The 17,220-nt window shown below is 63.1% G+C and carries 14 protein-coding genes; 6 read left to right on the top strand and 8 right to left on the bottom strand.

Features of this window, described 5'->3' with window-relative positions:
* Positions 1-55: 55 nt before the first annotated feature.
* The 5 genes from H2LOC_RS16965 to H2LOC_RS16945 form a co-directional block, all read right to left on the bottom strand.
* Positions 56-964 carry a hydroxymethylglutaryl-CoA lyase gene (locus tag H2LOC_RS16965; RefSeq protein WP_136497503.1) on the bottom strand — a complete coding sequence of 303 codons (909 nt, stop codon included), beginning with the start codon at positions 962-964 and terminating at the stop codon, positions 56-58.
* Complete coding sequence (locus H2LOC_RS16960) at positions 961-2,970, bottom strand: acetyl/propionyl/methylcrotonyl-CoA carboxylase subunit alpha (RefSeq protein WP_136497504.1); 2,010 nt, start codon at positions 2,968-2,970, stop codon at positions 961-963. Before H2LOC_RS16960 ends, H2LOC_RS16965 begins: the two co-directional genes overlap by 4 nt.
* Positions 2,963-3,763 (bottom strand): enoyl-CoA hydratase-related protein, encoded by an 801-nt coding sequence (locus H2LOC_RS16955; protein WP_136497505.1) that lies wholly within the window; start codon positions 3,761-3,763, stop codon positions 2,963-2,965. Before H2LOC_RS16955 ends, H2LOC_RS16960 begins: the two co-directional genes overlap by 8 nt.
* Positions 3,764-3,773: 10 nt before the next feature.
* Positions 3,774-5,375: a carboxyl transferase domain-containing protein gene (locus tag H2LOC_RS16950; protein ID WP_136497506.1), complete on the bottom strand. Its 1,602-nt coding sequence runs from the start codon at positions 5,373-5,375 to the stop codon at positions 3,774-3,776.
* A gap of 69 nt (positions 5,376-5,444) precedes the next feature.
* Positions 5,445-6,614 carry an isovaleryl-CoA dehydrogenase gene (locus tag H2LOC_RS16945; RefSeq protein ID WP_136497507.1) on the bottom strand — a complete coding sequence of 390 codons (1,170 nt, stop codon included), beginning with the start codon at positions 6,612-6,614 and terminating at the stop codon, positions 5,445-5,447.
* Positions 6,615-6,798: 184 nt separating this feature from the next.
* Between H2LOC_RS16945 and phhA the strand changes: the two genes are divergently transcribed.
* Entirely contained in the window at positions 6,799-7,677 is an 879-nt protein-coding gene (gene phhA / locus H2LOC_RS16940; RefSeq protein WP_136497508.1) for a phenylalanine 4-monooxygenase, read from the top strand.
* Here the strand turns inward: phhA and H2LOC_RS16935 are convergent.
* The 3 genes from H2LOC_RS16935 to hppD are packed head-to-tail and all read right to left on the bottom strand — an operon-like array spanning position 7,644 to position 11,137.
* Positions 7,644-8,702 (bottom strand): fumarylacetoacetate hydrolase family protein, encoded by a 1,059-nt coding sequence (locus H2LOC_RS16935; RefSeq protein ID WP_136497509.1) that lies wholly within the window; start codon positions 8,700-8,702, stop codon positions 7,644-7,646. The two genes, phhA and H2LOC_RS16935, sit on opposite strands and share 34 nt — an antisense overlap.
* A 9-nt stretch (positions 8,703-8,711) precedes the next feature.
* On the bottom strand, positions 8,712-10,025 hold the full coding sequence (gene hmgA, locus H2LOC_RS16930) for a homogentisate 1,2-dioxygenase (protein ID WP_136497510.1): 1,314 nt from the start codon (positions 10,023-10,025) through the stop codon (positions 8,712-8,714).
* Positions 10,022-11,137: a 4-hydroxyphenylpyruvate dioxygenase gene (hppD, locus tag H2LOC_RS16925; protein ID WP_136497511.1), complete on the bottom strand. Its 1,116-nt coding sequence runs from the start codon at positions 11,135-11,137 to the stop codon at positions 10,022-10,024. The genes hmgA and hppD overlap by 4 nt, the downstream gene beginning before the upstream one ends.
* A gap of 306 nt (positions 11,138-11,443) precedes the next feature.
* On the opposite strand from hppD, the gene maiA reads away from it, so the two are divergent.
* From maiA to H2LOC_RS16900, 5 genes are all read left to right on the top strand, one after another.
* The gene (maiA, locus tag H2LOC_RS16920; protein ID WP_136497512.1) at positions 11,444-12,079 is read left to right on the top strand and encodes a maleylacetoacetate isomerase; all 636 of its coding nucleotides are present in this window, start codon (positions 11,444-11,446) and stop codon (positions 12,077-12,079) included.
* 4 nt (positions 12,080-12,083) lie between these two features.
* On the top strand, positions 12,084-13,583 hold the full coding sequence (locus tag H2LOC_RS16915) for a CoA-acylating methylmalonate-semialdehyde dehydrogenase (RefSeq protein ID WP_136497513.1): 1,500 nt from the start codon (positions 12,084-12,086) through the stop codon (positions 13,581-13,583).
* Positions 13,584-13,599: 16 nt separating this feature from the next.
* Positions 13,600-14,481 carry a 3-hydroxyisobutyrate dehydrogenase gene (gene mmsB, locus H2LOC_RS16910; RefSeq protein WP_136497514.1) on the top strand — a complete coding sequence of 294 codons (882 nt, stop codon included), beginning with the start codon at positions 13,600-13,602 and terminating at the stop codon, positions 14,479-14,481.
* A 216-nt stretch (positions 14,482-14,697) separates the two neighbouring features.
* On the top strand, positions 14,698-15,051 hold the full coding sequence (locus H2LOC_RS16905) for a hypothetical protein (protein ID WP_136497515.1): 354 nt from the start codon (positions 14,698-14,700) through the stop codon (positions 15,049-15,051).
* Between the two features lie 292 nt (positions 15,052-15,343).
* Entirely contained in the window at positions 15,344-17,200 is a 1,857-nt protein-coding gene (locus H2LOC_RS16900) for a putative bifunctional diguanylate cyclase/phosphodiesterase (RefSeq protein WP_246206869.1), read from the top strand.
* Positions 17,201-17,220: the final 20 nt, after the last annotated feature.

Below are 17,220 nucleotides of genomic sequence, written 5' to 3'. Positions count from 1 at the left end.
GAGATTTGTCGCGCGGCCGCGCCGAGGCAAGCCTCTCTTGCGCGTTCGAAGCGCGTCAGGCCTTCTGCCTCGTAGCCATGGCTCGCGCTACGGAACTCGCGGGCATGCGGTCGAGGCGTGCGCAGATATAGGAAGCCGCATCAAGGAGGCGGCCCAGATCGACGCCTGTCTCCACTTCCATGCCGTCGAGCATATAAACGAGATCCTCGGTGGCGAGATTGCCGCCCGCTCCGGGAGCGAAAGGGCACCCGCCGAGGCCGGCCACGGAAGCGTCTACGGTCGCAACGCCTGCTTCGAGACAGGCGAACACATTGACGAGAGCCTGGCCATAGGCGTCGTGAAAATGGATCGCCACGCGCTCCATGCCGATTTCCCCCGCCACCTCTTCGATCAGCCTGCGCGCGACCAGCGGCGTTCCGACGCCGATGGTGTCGGCCACGGAAATCTCCTCGCAGCCGATGGCTCGAAGCTCGCCCGCCAGCCATACGACATGGCGAGGAGAAACCGCGCCCTCATATGGACACCCCAGAGCGCAGGAGACGTAACCGCGCAAGCGTAAGCCGGACCGCCCGGCTTCCTCGGCGACTTTTGCGTATCGCGAGAGACTGTCGCTGATCGAGCAGTTGATGTTGCGCTGAGAGAAGGTTTCCGAGGCGGATGCGAAAATCGAGATTTCTTTTGCGCCGGCGCTTTGCGCCGCGATAAGCCCATGAAGATTTGGGATGAGGACAGACAGTCTCAAATCGCCGTGAGCCTCGAGCCGCTGGAGAACTTCTTCCGTCGACGCCATCTGTGGAACGGATTTTTGGGGCACGAAGCTTCCCGCCTCGATCGAGACGAGACCGGCCCCGGCGAGCATTTCGATGAACTCGGCCTTGATTTCAGCGGAAAGAATCTTCGCCTCGTCCTGAAGCCCGTCTCGCGGACCTACCTCGACAATCCGAACTCGCTTGGGCAGTGTCACGACGCTTGATCTCCTGAGAGCTCAACCAGCCTTTCGCCTTCGGACAGCAAATCACCCTCGCTGCAAAAAACGCTTGCGATTTGTCCGTCTCTTGGCGCTTTCATGGCGATCTCCATTTTCATGGCTTCGAGGATCAGCAGCGTTTCGCCTTTCGTCACTTTTTCCCCTGCAGAGACGAGAACGCGCGCGACCCGCGCAGGGATCGGCGCATAGAGTTCCGGCGGCGGCTCCTTTCCGGACGCCGAAGCGGAACCTTCATCCCTGCAATTGAACGTATGAGCCCTCCCTTCCAGAAAGACGATGATTTGCGCGCCGCGCCGGACGAGGCCGAGTTCACGCTCGATCCCACTCACGCGCAGACGCAATCTGTCGCCGTCAAAGCGATGAGCGACCGTCGCAACATCATTCCCGGCGTCGAGTTCGAATTCTTCCGCAGCGATGCTGATCCGGCCGCTCAGCCGCCGCTGTCCCAATTCGAACGCGACGACGCTGGAAGCGCTTGCGTTGAGACGCCAGCCGTCGCCCGAGAACCATGGCGACGAAGGATCGCCATAGCTCGAGGCGGCGGCCCGGCTGCTGTCGCGCAAATTCCCGATCCATGAGACGACCGCCGCGGCGAACAGAAAAGTCTCGTCGTTCGCCGACAGAGGCGTCCGGCGCAAAAGACTCTCCAGCCGACGCTCGAGGAAATTTATATCGGTTCCGCCCCTGCGAAAGTCCTCGCTGTCGAGGACGGCCCGCAAGAGGTCGAGATTGGTTTCGACTCCCGCGACTTCAAAGGCTCCGAGCGCATGGCGCAATCTCGCTATCGCCTCCGATCTGCCCTCGCCCCAGGCGATGGCCTTGGCCAAAAGCGAATCATAGTGATGCGTGATGCGGTCGCCGGGCCTGACGCCTGCATCGAGCCGGAACCCGGCCTGCTCGGGCGGCGCCCGGAAATGAACGATCTCACCGACGGACGGCATGAAGTCGGATGAAGCGTCCTCCGCACAGAGGCGGGCTTCGATCGCGCAGCCGCTAAATTCCAGCTCTTCCTGGGCGACGGGCAGTCGCTCTCCGTCCGCGACGCGCAACTGCCATTCGACGAGATCGCAGCCCGAGATCATCTCGGTGATCGGATGCTCGACCTGCAGCCGCGTATTCATTTCCAGAAAAAAATAAGCCTCGTCCTCGACCAGAAACTCGACAGTTCCCGCGCCGACATAGCCAACCGCCTTCGCAGCGGAGACGGCGGCGCCGCGCAAGTCGCGACGCATTTGCCGTGAAAGTCCCGGCGCAGGGGTCTCTTCGATGATCTTCTGGCGCCTTCTCTGAACCGAACAATCGCGCTCGGGAAAGGCGACGCAGGCGCCGCAAGCGTCCGAAAAAATCTGAACTTCGATATGACGGGGATGTTCGAGCCGCTTTTCCAGAAGCAGGCGCTCGTCACCGAAGGCCGCGAGCGCTTCGCGCCGCGCCGAGGCGACCGCTTCGGGCATTTCATCCAGCCTGCCGACGAGGCGCATGCCTCGCCCCCCGCCGCCGCCGGCGGCCTTTATCAGCAGCGGAAATCCGATGCGCTCCGCTTCCCGCGTAAGGGTTTGAAGGTCGAATGCGTCGCCGTGATAGCCAGGCGCGACCGGCGCGCCGAGGCGCTCCATCAGCGCCTTAGCCGACGTCTTGACGCCCATGATCCGCATGGCCGCAGCGGGAGGCCCGATAAAAACCAGTCCCGCAGCGGCGCAGCTTTCGGCGAATTCGGGGTTCTCGGACAGAAAGCCATAGCCGGGGTGCACGGCTTCGGCGCCGCAGGCTCGCGCAACGCCGATGATTTTGCCGATGGCGAGATAGCTTTCCCGCGCAGGCGCCGGGCCGATGGGGAATGCCTCGTCGGCGAGGCCGACATGCATTGCGGCGCTGTCCGCCTGCGAATATATCGCGACGGTCGAAATCCCCAGCCGTCTAGCGGTCCTGATCACGCGGCAGGCGATTTCGCCGCGATTGGCGATCAGCAGCTTTCTAAACAACGGCCATGCTCCCGCCCGGCGCCCAGCGAGGCGGGCGCTTTTCGAGAAAGGCCGCGAGCCCCTCTCGGCCCTCGGGCGTCGCACGGCGTTTTGCTATTCGCTTTGCGGTCTCGAAGGCGAGGCCCTCGTCGATCGCGCGGCCTTCGCAAAGGAATCCCAGCTGCTTGGCTTCGCTCTCAGCCCCCGGAGCGCCGCGGAGCAGCGCGTCGACGATCATATCGAGCAGGGCCGGCGCCTCGGTTTCGCCAATTGCTTCGTGAACAAGGCCGAGCCCGCAAGCCGCCTGCGGCGCGATTCTCTCCGCCGTCAGCGCATACCGCCGGAAGGCGCGCTGACCGATCGCCCTGATGACATAAGGCGCAATCACCGAAGGGATCAGCCCCAGCCTTGCTTCGCTGAGGCGGAAACTCGCGCGCTCCGTCGCGACGGCGATATCGCAGCAAGAGACGAGCCCCACGCCGCCGCCATAGGCCGCGCCATGGATGAAGGCCATGGTGGGCTTGGAAAGCCGGTCGAGCTGCTGCATCAGCTTCGCAAGCTCGGCGGCGTCGGCGAGATTTTCCTCAAAGGAAGAAGCGGCCATGCGCTGCAGCCAATCGATGTCGGCGCCGGCGCAAAAGCTCCTGCCCGCGCCGCGCAGGATCACGAGCCTGATCCTCTCGTCCCGTTCGGCGGCGTCGAGCGTCTCGATGAGCGCCGCGACAAGCTCGCCATTGAAGGCGTTGTGCCGATCGGGGCGGTTCAGCGTAAGGGTCAGGGCGCCGCGTTCGTCGATCGTTTTCAGCAGATTCATTTTCCGGCCCTCACATGCGGAACAATCCGAAACGGGTTTCTTCAAGGGGCGCATTTGCGCTTGCGGCGAGGCAGAGGCCGATCACCCTGCGCGTCTCAACCGGGGAAATCACGCCGTCGTCCCAGAGCCGCGCGCTGGAGTAAAAAGGGTGGCCCTGGCGTTCATATCGAGCCCGGACCGAAGCTTTGAACTCTTCGTCATCCTCGGGGCTTTCGCCGCGGGCGGCTCGGGCGTCGCGCCTTATGCGGGAAAGCACGCTCGCCGCCTGCTCTCCTCCCATCACGCTGATGCGGGCGTTGGGCCACATCCACAGAAAGCGGGGCGAATAGGCGCGCCCGCACATGGCGTAATTGCCCGCGCCGAAGCTTCCGCCGACAACCACGGTGAGTTTGGGCGTCGCCGCCGTAGCCACGGCCGTTACCATTTTGGCGCCCTCCTTGGCGACGCCCGCCGCCTCATATTTGGCGCCCACCATGAAGCCGGTGGTGTTCTGCAGAAACAGGATGGGAAGACGCCGTTTGGCGCAGAGCTCGATGAAATGCGCGCCCTTCAGCGCACTTTCGGGAAAAAGCACGCCATTGTTGCCGATGACGCCGATAAGATAGCCGCATATATGCGCAAAGCCGGTCACTAAGGTTGCGCCATAGAGCGGCTTGAATTCGTCGAATTCGCTCCCGTCCGCGAGGCGCGCGATGATTTCCCTGATGTCGAATTGTTTCCGGGAGTCGGCAGGAATGATCCCGAGCAATTCGTTCGTGTCGTAGCGGGGCGTGGCAGGAGTTCTCGACGCGATAAAAGAGGGCTTTCGCGGCTCGAGATCGGCGACGATCGAGCGCGCCAGCGTGAGCGCATGGGCTTCGCTTTCCGCGCAATGGTCCGCGACCCCGGAGCGCCGGCAATGGAGATCCGCGCCGCCGAGCTCTTCGGCGCTGACGATCTCTCCGGTCGCTGCGGCCACGAGCGGCGGACCGCCGAGAAAAATCGCGCCCTGCCCACGCAGGATCACGGTTTGATCGCTCATGGCCGGAACATAGGCGCCGCCGGCGGTGCAGGAGCCCAGAACCACGGCGATCTGGGCGATTCCCGCGGCCGACATCGCCGCCTGATTGTAAAAGATCCGCCCGAAATGATCGCGGTCGGGGAAGACCTCGTCCTGCGTCGGCAGATTGGCGCCGCCGGAATCGACCAGATAAATGCAGGGGAGACGATTCTGCATCGCAATTTCCTGAGCGCGCAGATGCTTCTTCACCGTCATGGGAAAATAGACGCCGCCCTTCACGGAAGCGTCATTGGCGACGATCATGCACTCGCGCCCGCAGACGCTGCCGATTCCAGCGATGACCCCGGCGCAGGCGATGTCCTGTTCATACATGCCGAAGGCTGCGAGCTGCCCGATTTCGAGAAAGGGAGACAGCGGATCGATCAGCGCGTCGATGCGGTCTCGCGCCGCCATTTTTCCGCGCGCGCGCTGGCGTTCCTGCGCCTTTTCCCCGCCGCCGCTCTTGAGACGCTCGACAAGCTTGCGCAGCTCTTCGACCTTTGCCGCCATGGCTGCGCGGTTCTCTCGAAACTCCGCGGAACGCGCGTCGATCAGGGTTTCGATGACGGGCATCTCGTTCGCCTATCGCCCGACGCGCGAAGGGCCTGCGCTCTCCGCGCGAGAAGTTTCACGAGCGCAATTTCATGCGCTTTCCGCGTATAATTCCCGTCCAATGAGCATGCGGCGGATTTCGCTGGTTCCCGCCCCGATTTCGTAAAGCTTGGCGTCGCGCAGCAGGCGTCCCGTGGGATATTCGTTCATATAGCCGTTGCCGCCGAGGCATTGGATCGCGTCGAGAGCGATGGCGGTCGCTCTTTCGGCCGCGAAAAGAATGGCGCCGGCCGCGTCCTTGCGCGACGCGCGGCCGCTGTCGCAGGCCCTGGCGACGGCATAGACATAGGACCGCGTGGCGCTCATCGCGGTGTACATATCCGCGAGCTTGCCCTGCATGATCTCGAACTCGCCGATCGGCCGCCCGAACTGCTTGCGGTCGTGCACATAGGGCAAAACCACATCCATGCAGGCGCGCATGATGCCAATCGGCCCGCCCGCGAGCACGGCGCGCTCGAAATCGAGGCCGCTCATGAGGACATTGACGCCCTGTTCGGGCCGCCCCAGCACATTCTCCGCCGGGACTTCGCAATCTTCGAACAGGATTTCGCAGGTGTTGGAGCCGCGCATGCCGAGCTTGTCGAGTTTGGCCGTGGCATGGAAGCCGGGAAACCCGCTTTCGACGATGAAGGCGGTGATGCCATGGGATCCCGCGCCGGGATCGGTCTTGGCGTAGACCACCAGGACATGCGCGTCGGGACCGTTGGTGACCCACATCTTGTCGCCGTTGAGCACATAGCGGTCGCCGCGTCGCTCGGCCCGCATCTGCATGCCTATGACATCGGATCCCGCTCCCGGCTCCGACATCGCCAGTCCGCCGATATGCTCGCCCGCAACCAGCTTGGGCAGATAGCGCAACTTCTGTTCGTCCGAACCGTTGCGGTTGATCTGGTTGACGCAAAGATTGGAATGGGCGCCGAAGGAAAGCCCCACCGAAGCCGACGCGCGGCTGATTTCCTCCATCGCGACGACGTGATCGAGATAGCCCAGGGCCGCGCCGCCATATTGTTCCGGCACAGTGACGCCGAGCAAGCCGAGCCTGCCCATCTTGGGCCAAAGATCGGCGGGGAACGCGTTGGTCGCGTCGATCTCGGCGGCGCGCGGCGCGATCTCCTTGGCTGCGAATTGCTCGACCTGATTACGCAGCATCGCCGCGGTCTCGCCGAGGTCGAAATCCAGAACCGGTGTCCAATGCCGCATGACGACCTGACCTGCGCCGGAAGCCCCACCCATATATTTAGCGGGCGCGCGAGCTTTCAAGCGAGGCCTTGATTGCAACACGCGCGCTGTGGAGCTCGAGAGGAGAAAGCGACGTTGCGCATATGGCATTTAATCGCGGTCTCGCCATTTATAATGCTTGGCGCTCTCCTCATGGGAGGGATAAATGGCCGCAACGGGGACGCTCAAGAACCGTTACGCGAAGGCCCCTCGAAACGAGGACTGGACCATCGCGCAGAATTGGCCGTCCTATTCTGGCGACGAGCATGACCGCTGGCGCCGTCTTTACGCACGTCAGGCTGATCTTCTGCCGGGCCGCGCCTGCGACGAATATCTCGAAGCCATGGCGAAGCTCGGCCTCGATGCGCAACGCATACCCGACTTCGAAGCCTTGAGCGAAAAACTGGCCTCGCTCACCGGCTGGCGCATCGCTCCCGTCGCGGGACTCATTCCCGACGACGCCTTCTTCGAGCACCTCGCCAACAGGCGTTTCCCTGCCGGCGCCTTCATCCGTCCGGAGAAGGAATTCTACTATCTGCAAGAGCCGGATATTTTTCATGACGTGTTCGGCCACACGCCCCTGCTGGCCAATCCCGCCTACGCCAGCTTCCTGCAAGCCTATGGCGAAGCCGGACGGCGCGCTCTCGGCAGGGGACAATTGCATAATCTCGCAAGGCTCTACTGGTACACGGTGGAATTCGGCCTGATGCAGACGCCGCAGGGTCTGCGCATTTTCGGCGCCGGACTCATGTCTTCCCCGGGTGAGACGCTGTTTTGCCTCGAAGACGCTTCGCCGAACCGGATTCGTTTCGATCTCTTCCGCGTGATGCGAACCAAATATATCATCAGCGATTATCAGCAGAGCTATTTCGTCGTCGAAAGTTTCGAACGGCTGCTGGAGCAATGCGCCCGTGATTTCGGCCCGCTCTATGACGAGCTGCAGTTCGCTGGGGATTTGGAGGCCCACGAAACGGCGCCGGAGGACAAAATTATATCGAAAGGCGATCTCCATTATTTCCGGGCGCGTTGCACGCATGCGGGCTGATTTTCATGGCAGGTTTCGGGAGCTGGCGCGACGGTCTGTTCTATCGCGCCGAAGATGGAGCGGCCGTCGTCGTCGCGCATCTCTACGCGAATCCTGTCTCCAAACTTTAAAAACCCGCTGCGGACTGCGCCATGGAGAAGCTTCTCCACCGCATTCCGCTCGGCGAGACAGGAATAGCCGATCCCTCCCTCGGAAACCGGCCTACCGGGCGAGCAGTCCGGAGCGCGGTTCGAAACCGTGCCCGAACCGATTATCGTTCCCGCCGAAAGCGACCGCGTGCGCGCCGCATGTGCGATCAGCCGCGCGAAATCGAACGCCATATCGACGCCCGCATCGGGGCGCCCGAGCAATTCGCCGTTCACATAAGACAATAGCGGAAGATGCAGCTTCGTCTCTTTCCATCGCTCGCCGAGCTCGCCGAGCGTGACCGCGACCGGCGAGAAAGAGGAAGAGGGCTTGGATTGCATGAAGCCGAAGCCCTTCGCGAGCTCGTTCTGAACCAGCGCGCGCAAAGTGACGTCGTTCACCAGCATCGCCAGCCTGATGCGGTCTCCCGCGTCCCTGGGATCGACGCCCTGCGCAACGTCGTCCGTCACGACGGCGACCTCGGCTTCGAGATCGAGACCCCAACTCTCGTCGGCGAGAAGAATGGGATCGCACGGACCCAGAAAGCTGTCCGATCCGCCCTGATACATCAGCGGATCGCTCCAGAACGACTCGGGCATCGTGGCGCCGCGGGCCTTTCGCACAAGTTCGACATGATTCACATAGGCCGAGCCGTCGAGCCATTGATAGGCCCGCGGCAAAGGCGCGGCGCAATCTTCGGGCCTGAAAGCGAAACTCTCGACCGCTCCGTTTTCCAGCGCTTCGGCGAGTCGTTCGAGCCGGGGAGCGGCGTCTTCCCAGCGATCGAGCGCCGCCTGCATCGTGGCGGCGATTTCCGCAGCGTCCACCGCGCGCGAGAGATCCTTCGAGACGACGACGAGTCGCCCGTCACGTCCTTCCTTGAGCGACGCCAGCTTCATGATCGCCTCTCACGCTGCGCCGGTAAAGCGCTTCGGCAGCTCTGACCAGCAATCGGAATAATCCTTCTCCAGCGTGTCGAGTTCGGCCGCATATTTCGTCAGCCGCTGCGGAAACCGGCTTTCGAACATGAAAGCCAGAGTGTCGCTCAGCCTCTCGGGCTTCAACTCGGTTCGGGAGGCGATCTCGAACGCCGCGGCGTCGGGGCCATGGGGAATCATGGCGTTGTGGAGCGACATGCCGCCCGGGCCGAACCCCTGTGGCTTGGCGTCATAGCGGCCATAAATCAGCCCCATGAATTCGCTCATCGCATTCACGTGGTACCATGGCGGCCGGAAGGTGTGTTCCGCGACCAGCCAGCGATCCGAAAAGATCGCAAAATCCACGTTGGCGGTTCCTTCGATTTCCGAAGGGGAAGTCAAAACGGTGAAGATCGAAGGGTCGGGATGGTCGAACAACGCCGCGCCGATCGGGCAGAAGCGGCGCAGGTCGTATTTATATGGAGCGTAATTGCCGCGCCACGCCACGACGTCGAGCGGAGAGCGCGCAATGTCGCAGGCAAAAAAATCTCCGCCCCATTTGACGAACATGCAGCAAGGTTTCTCGATGTCCTCGAAGACGGCGACGGGCGTTTTGAAATCGAGCGGGCTGGCGAGACAATTCGCTCCGATCGGCCCGAGGTTCGGCAACGAGAACGGCGCGCCGTAATTCTCGCAGATAAAGCCGCGCATGGGGCCGTCCCTGAGCAACGCCTTGAATTTCACGCCGCGCGGCAACACGCAGATCTCGCCGGGTTCGACCACGATCCTGCCGAACTCGGTGAAGAAATCCAGTCCGCCCTGCTGCGGGACGACCAGAAGCTCGCCGTCCGCATCGTAAAAATACTGATCGGTCATCGACCGGGTGACGAGAAGCGCATGGACGGACAGGCCGCGTCGCGAATCGACCTCTCCGGCGGTCGCGATCGTTCTCACGCCCTCTATAAAATTGAGCTTTTGCTCCGGAAAGGGGATCGCTCCCCAGCGAAACTGGCCCGCGCTCGCAACGCTGTCGCTGTCGCTCCCGCCCGAGCGCCACAGCGGCGCCTCCGCCCGCTGGAATCGCCTCGCATGCAGAACCGACGGGCGGATGCGATACAGCCATGATCTTTTGTTCTGGCGGCGCGGCGCGGTGAAGCTCGTGCCGCTGACTTGTTCAGCATAAAGGCCGTAGGGGCAGTTCTGCGGCGAGTTCTGTCCTTGTGGAAGCGCGCCCGGGAGAGCTTCGGTCTCGCATTCATTGCCGAAGCCGGGCATATAGCGCAGAACGGGCTCAGGGCGCGTCATTCCGAAGCCTGCTGAAGCACGCCGCGGTTGAGCTGATCCTCTTCGATCGATTCGAACAGGGCGCGGAAATTGCCCTCGCCGAAGCCTTCGTCGCCTTTGCGCTGGATGAACTCGAAGAAGATCGGTCCCAGCATCGCCTTGGAGAATATCTGCAGCAGCAGATGACTCGGCTGGGCGCCGGAGGCTCCGCCGCCGTCGATCAATATGCCGAGTTCGCGCAATCTGTCGACCGCCTCGCCGTGGCCCGGCAAGCGCTGGTCGATTCTCTCATAGTAGGAAACGGGCGGACTCGGCATGAACTCGAACCCGGCGCCGCGCAGGCGCGAAACCGTCTCATATATGTCGACGCAGGCGCAGGCGATATGCTGGATTCCTTCGCCCTTATAGGTCTGCAGGAACTCTTCGATCTGGCTTTTTTCGTCCGCGCTCTCGTTGATCGGAATGCGTATCTTTCCGCAGGGGCTGACCATCGCGCGCGAATGCAGGCCGGTATATTTGCCTTCGATGTCGAAATAGCGGATCTGGCGGAAATTGAAGATCCACTGATACCAGTCGGCCAAATGATCCATATGGCCGCGATGCACATTGTGGGTGAGGTGGTCGATGTTGACGAGGCCAACCCCGGGCGGGGCCGGATCGGTCTCGCCGGTCCAGCGAAAGTCGACGTCCCAGATCGAGCCTTTGTCGCCGTAGCGGTCGACGAGATAGATTTGCGTTCCGCCGACGCCTTCGATCGCCGGTATGTTGAGCTCCATCGGGCCTATGCGGGTCGGCGCCGGCCTCGCGCCTTTCGCGAGCGCCTTCGCATAGGCTTCGGCGGCGTCGGCGACGCGAAACCCCATTGCACAGGCGGAAGGCCCGTGAATCCGCGCGAATTGCGCGGCAAAGCTGTCGGGTTCGGCGTTGAGCACGAAATTGACGTCGCCCTGGCGGTAGAGAGTAGCCTTTTTGCCGCGATGCCGGGCGACCGGCGCAAAGCCCATCAGCTCGAACAGCGCCCCGAGCTCGGTCGGAGATGAATGCGCGAATTCGACGAATTCGAAGCCGTCCGTGCCCATCGGATTTTCTTCCGAGACGACGCCGGGCTGGGCTTCACGCGGCAGGCTGGCCATGGACTTCGCTCCGCAAAAACGGCAAGCCGGAGCGCAGCAGATGCGCCCTAACTCATTATGGCGCGATTTCCTCCTGCCGGCGTCGCCGCCGTGGCGAAAATCGCACGCTTGAAAAATATCGCGCGCCGGCGCCACTTCGAGCCCTTTGGAGAATTTCCGGTTCGGAAATCAAACCGGAAACTCTCCAAGGGGCTCCTCGTTCGGTCGTGCGTTTCGTTCACGCGAACCGCTATCCACTCCGCCGGAAAACACTCTAAGTAACGCAGAGTTCGACCAATGTTCTGGTTTCGGAGGCGTGGCTTTCTCATGCTTCTCTACGACTACCATCGCTCGACGGCCGCCTATCGGGTGCGGATCGCCCTGGAGCTGAAAGGAATTGCGGCGCAGCGCAAAGAAGTCGACCTCCTGCATGGAGAACACGTCCGCGCGGATTTTCTTCGCGTCAATCATCAGGGCCTCTTGCCCGCGCTCGCGCTCGATGATGGAGCCGTGCTGACGCAATCGCTCGCCATCGTCGAATATCTCGACGCCATCCGCCCGGAGCCGAGGCTCGTTCCAGAGGACCCGGTTGTCGCCGCGCAGGTTCGCTCCGTCGCGCTTATGATCGCCTGCGACATCCATCCGCTCGGCGCCCCCAGAGTCGTCGCTCATCTCAAAGAGCGTTTCCATGCGACCGAAGACGAGATCGGCGCATGGCGACGCAAGTGGCAGCTCGGCGGGTTGGAGGCGGTCGAGGAAGCGATCAGGCCGGGCCCATATTGTTGCGGCCAGGATGTCACCCTGGCCGACGTCTGCCTCATGCCGCAGCTCTACAGCGCACGCCGCTTCGAGGTTCCGCTCGACGGCTTTCCGCGCATCCTCGCCGTCGAGAAGGCCTGCGAGGAACATCCGGCGTTTCATGCGGCCCATCCGGCGCGCCGTTCGAGCCGCGAGCAGGAATGATCACATGAAGGAACTCACCCATTTCATCGGCGGCGCGCACATAAAAGGGGCGTCCGGCCGCTTCCTCGACGGCTTCGAGCCGATGACGGGAAAAATCATCTCGCGCATTCCCATGGCCTCGGCCGAGGAAGCCCATGCGGCTGTCGCCAATGCGGCCGTCGCCCAAAGCGTCTGGGCCGCGTTCGGCCCCCAGCGGCGCGCGCGCGTCCTCATGAAATTCGTGGAGCTCGTCGGCAGGGAAAAACACAGCCTGTCCGAATTGCTGGCGCGGGAACATGGCAAAACCGTCGCCGACGCCGCCGCCGAAATTCAGCGCGGCGTGGAGGCGGTGGAATTCGCCATCGGCGCTCCTCATCTGCTCAAAGGCGAATATTCCGACGCCGCAGGCGCGGGCGTCGACATCTACTCCATGCGCCAGCCGCTCGGCGTCGTCGCGGGAATAACGCCGTTCAATTTTCCCGCCATGATCCCGATGTGGAAATTCGGTCCCGCGCTCGCCTGCGGCGACGCCTTCGTGCTCAAGCCGTCCGAGCGCGATCCGGGTGCGCCGCTCCGTCTCGCCGAACTGATGATGGAAGCGGGCGCCCCTCCCGGAACCCTGAACGTGATCCAGGGCGACAAGGCCGCGGTGGATGCGCTTCTGGGCGACCCCTTGGTGCAGGCGATCGGCTTCGTCGGCTCCACCAAAGTGGCCGAATATGTCTTTGCCCGCGCGAGCGCTGCGGGAAAACGCGCTCAGTGTTTCGGCGGGGCCAAAAATCATATGGTGGTGACGCCCGACGCCGACCTCGACGAGACGACGGAAGCTCTGGTCGGCGCGGCCTATGGTTCAGCCGGGGAACGCTGCATGGCGATCTCGGTCGTCGTTCCGGTGGGCGAAGCCACGGCGGAAGCGTTGGCGAACCGGCTCTCCGCGCGCGTGAAAGCGCTGAAAATCGGGCCTTCGACTGAGGAAGACTGCGATTTCGGACCGCTGGTCAGCGCCGCTCATCTTCAAAGGGTGAAAGATTACGTGGCGCTCGGCGTAGAAGAAGGCGCCGCGCTTCTTGTCGACGGGCGCGCGTTCAAGCTCGAAGGTTACGAGAACGGCTTTTATATGGGCGCCTGCCTGTTCGACAAGGTGAGCCCCCGCATGCGGATCTACCGGGAGGAAATTTTCGGCCCTGTGCTCTGCATATTGCGCGCGGCGGATTACGAGGAAGCGCTCGCGCTGGTCAACGGTCACGAATACGCCAATGGCGTCGCCATATTCACGCGCGACGGCGCGGCGGCGCGCGATTTCGCTTCCCGCGTCCAGGTCGGGATGGTCGGCGTCAATGTCGCGATACCGACGCCGCTGGCCTATCACGGTTTCGGCGGCTGGAAGCGTTCCTTCTTCGGCGATCTCAACCAGCACGGGCCGGATTCCTTCCGCTTCTATACAAGAACGAAAACCGTGACCTCGAGATGGGGCGCAGCCGGCAAGGACGGCGGCGCGGGCTTCCTCATGCCGACGATGTCCTGAAAAAGGATCGGGCAAGATGATCAAGGTCGGATTTATCGGCCTCGGCGCGATGGGATCGGCGATGGCCGCCACTCTCGCGAGAGCCGGCGTCGCGGTGCGGGGTTTCGACATCTCGGCGTCCTGCAGGGACAAGGCGAGCGGGAACGGCGTCACGGTCGTTCCCGGCGCGAAGGACGCGATCGAGGGCGCGGATGTCGTCGTCACCATGCTTCCCGCCGGGAAAGAAGTTCTGGAGGTCTGGACCGAGCTCCTGCCCCGCGCAAGCAGGGAGACCCTGTTCGTCGACTGCTCCACCATCGACATCGAGAGCGCGCGAAAAATGCACGAGGCGGCACACTCCTTGGGGCTGCGCTCGCTCGAGGCGCCGGTTTCCGGCGGCGTCGCAGGAGCAGCCGCCGGCGCCCTGACCTTCATGTGCGGCGGCGAGACCGCGGCTTTCGAGGCGGCCGGGCCGGTTCTGGAAAAAATGGGGCGCAAGGCGCTCCATTGCGGCGGCCCGGGCCTCGGACAGGCGGCGAAGCTGTGCAACAACATGATCCTCGGCGCGACGATGATCGTCACCTGCGAGGCGTTTGTTCTCGGCGAGAAGCTCGGTCTTTCTCACCGCGCGCTGTTCGACGCCGTCTCGTCGTCCTCGGGCCAGTCCTGGTCGATGACCAGCTATTGCCCGGCGCCGGGCCTGACGCCTTCGTCTCCCGCCAACAACGAATATCGGCCGGGATTCACCGCTGCGCTGATGCTCAAGGATTTGCGCCTCGCGCAACGGGCGGCCGCCTCGGCCGGCGCCTCCGCCCCCCTCGGCGCGATGGCGGAACGCCTGTACGAGGCCTATGCGGCCAGCGATGGCGGGGGCGCCGATTTCTCCGGGATCATCAAAATGATCCGCGGCGAATCATGAAAATTGCGCCGCGGACGCCGGACCGACCCCGCCCCGGCTTTATTTGGCGGCCCCCCCGCCATATCTGCTTTCGAAGCAGTCCGAAAAACGCTCGTAGCGCCCCCTTTCGTGAGCGAATGGGAACGGCCCGCTCCCGACAAGATCCGCTGTTTCCGCTTTCGGTCCGACCGGCGATGATGCGCTCGAAACACCCCTGCCCGAGCAAAGGGCGCGAATATGACCACGGACGATGAATATCATCGATGGCTCGCGAAATGGCTCCGCCAGGCGCTGATCGACGCAGCAGGAAGCGAAGCCGCCGCAGACGAGGAGGTCTTACACGGCGCCCCCCAAGGGTCTTTCACTTATCAAGGCGCGGCGGACTGGATTTCCGATCCTCTCGCCCTCAAGGTTGTCGGCATATGGATATTGCTTGTCATGGACGCCAATTTTTCCGACGAGGACGACGATGGGCTCCCCGCCTCCCGCTCCCTCGCCGAGGTTCGAGAAGCGATACTGCAGGCGAAAGCCGGAGACGTCGGCGCGGCGCGCCGGCGCCTGGCGGAGGCGCTCTCGAACCTGGACCCTTGAACCGGGGCTCGCTCGGCTTCGGCCTACCCTGATCCATAAAGTAAATGGAATCATTGGTTTTAAATAATCCGTAGGTAAATGGCGGCTAATAATTCCTCCGAAAGCTCGCGCGCTTTCCGCCCGAATGCGCTGTTCGAGCGAGAAAATCGGTCTCGATCAAAAAGTTGGAACGCCCCGCAACTGCGGGGCTCGACGGCCGGGACCAGGAAGAAGCGAAGACGCGCCAGAGGGCTCCGGGCGCAGGCCGGTCCAGCGCGCTTTCCGTTCGAACGGAATCGAGACGGGTAGCAGGATGTTCGAACTCGACTGCAGCGGTTGTCACGACCCGGTAATGGGGCAAATTCGCACGCTGCAGCGTCGGGTGCTCGAAAACCTCGCGCGCGGCGAACCGCTCGGGCGCGTTATGGACGAGCTTTGCCTGCGCGCCGAACAACTTGCCCCCGAGGCCATCTGCACTGTGCTTTCGGTCGATGAGGATGGAAAGCTTCATCCCGTCGCCGCCCCCAGCCTGCCTCAGCAACTGTCGCGGGCGATCGACAACCTGCCGATCGGCCCGGAGGTCGGTTCCTGCGGCACGGCCGCTTTTTTCGGGAAACCGGTCGAGGTCTCGGATATTTCGAGCGATCCTCGCTGGGCCGCCTACGCCGAGGTGGTTCTGCCTCTCGGCCTGCGCGCCTGCTGGTCGTCGCCCATTCACGCAGCCAGCGGGCGCGTCATCGGCACTTTCGCCTTCTATTATCGGACCTGCCGAGGAGCGAGCCCGCTGGACCGAGCGATCGTGGCCGCCTGCGTCGATCTGTGCGCAATAGCCCTGGAACAGGAAGAAAGAAAGGCGGCCATTCACCGGCTGGCCTATTTCGACGCCGTCACCGGCGCGGCGAACCGCGCTTCGCTGGAGCATCACGGCAGGCTGGCGCTCGACGCCGCCCTCGCGGGTGGCGAAGGAGCGGCGGTCTTCTGCATCGATCTCGACAATTTCAAAGAAGTCAACGACACGCTCGGGCATCGCGCCGGAGACCTTTTGCTGAAAGAGGTCGCCGGTCGGATTTCCTCCGCGCTGCAGGCGGGAGAATTCCTTTCCCGCATCGGCGGCGATGAATTCGCCGTCGTTCAGCCCTCGAGCGGCTCCGTAGCGGAGGCGGAAGAACTCGCGGCGCGGATGATCAAAGCCCTCGAACCTTCCCTCGATCTCGAAGGCGCCTCGCTGGCGATCGGCGTCAGCGTCGGCATAGCCCGAGCCCCGGAAAACGGGACGGACCTCTGTGAATTGATGAAAAGGGCGGATCTCGCCCTGTACGAAGTCAAAGCCAATGGCCGGGGCCATTTCCGCATCTTCGACCCCGACATGGAGGCGCAGACCTCGAACTACCGGCGCATCAGACAGGAACTCGGCGAAGCGTCGGCGAAGAACGAATTCGAACTCTATTTTCAGCCCATGGTCGATCTCGCCGACGGCGAGATCAGCGGTTTCGAAGCGCTTCTCCGCTGGCGCCATCCGCGCGAGGGGCTGCTGGCGCCCGGGAGCTTCCTTCCCGTTGCGGAAAAAGCCGGCCTCGTCAACGACATCGGGCGATGGGTGTTGATGGAGGCCTGCGCTCTCGCCGCCGCTTTGCCTCGCCCGATGCGGGTCTGCGTCAATCTCTCTCCTACCCAGCTGGAACAACCCGGCTTTGCGCTGGAGGTCGCCCACGCCCTCGCTTCCTCGGGATTGGCGCCGAGGCGGCTCGAACTGGAGATCACGGAATCGTCGTTTCTGGCCGAAGGCGCGATCACTTCCGCCTGTCTCCATGAAATCAGGGCGTTGGGCGTGACGATCGCGCTCGACGATTTCGGAACGGGCTATTCGGCCCTTTCGCATTTGCGCGCTTTTCCGGTCGATCGGATCAAGATCGACAAAAGCTTCGTTCAGGAAGCGGTCACGAGGCCCGAGACCGCGTCGATCGTGAGGACGATCATCGAACTGGCGCACGACCTGAACATGAAGACCACCGGCGAAGGCGTTGAGACCGAAGCGCAGTTACGCTTGCTGCGACGAGCCGGCTGCGACGAAATCCAGGGATATCTGGTCAGCCGGCCGCAGCCGATCGGGACTTTCCTGGCCAAATCGGGGCGGACGAGAGAGCCGAAGCTTTCTTGTTACGCTTCCTGATCCGCAGCAAGAGGGCGGAA

The sequence above is a fragment of the Methylocystis heyeri genome (assembly GCF_004802635.2).
GTDB lineage: Bacteria > Pseudomonadota > Alphaproteobacteria > Rhizobiales > Beijerinckiaceae > Methylocystis > Methylocystis heyeri.
Note: the sequence above shows the minus strand (reverse complement) of the source record. Positions and strands in the feature narration are given on the sequence as shown.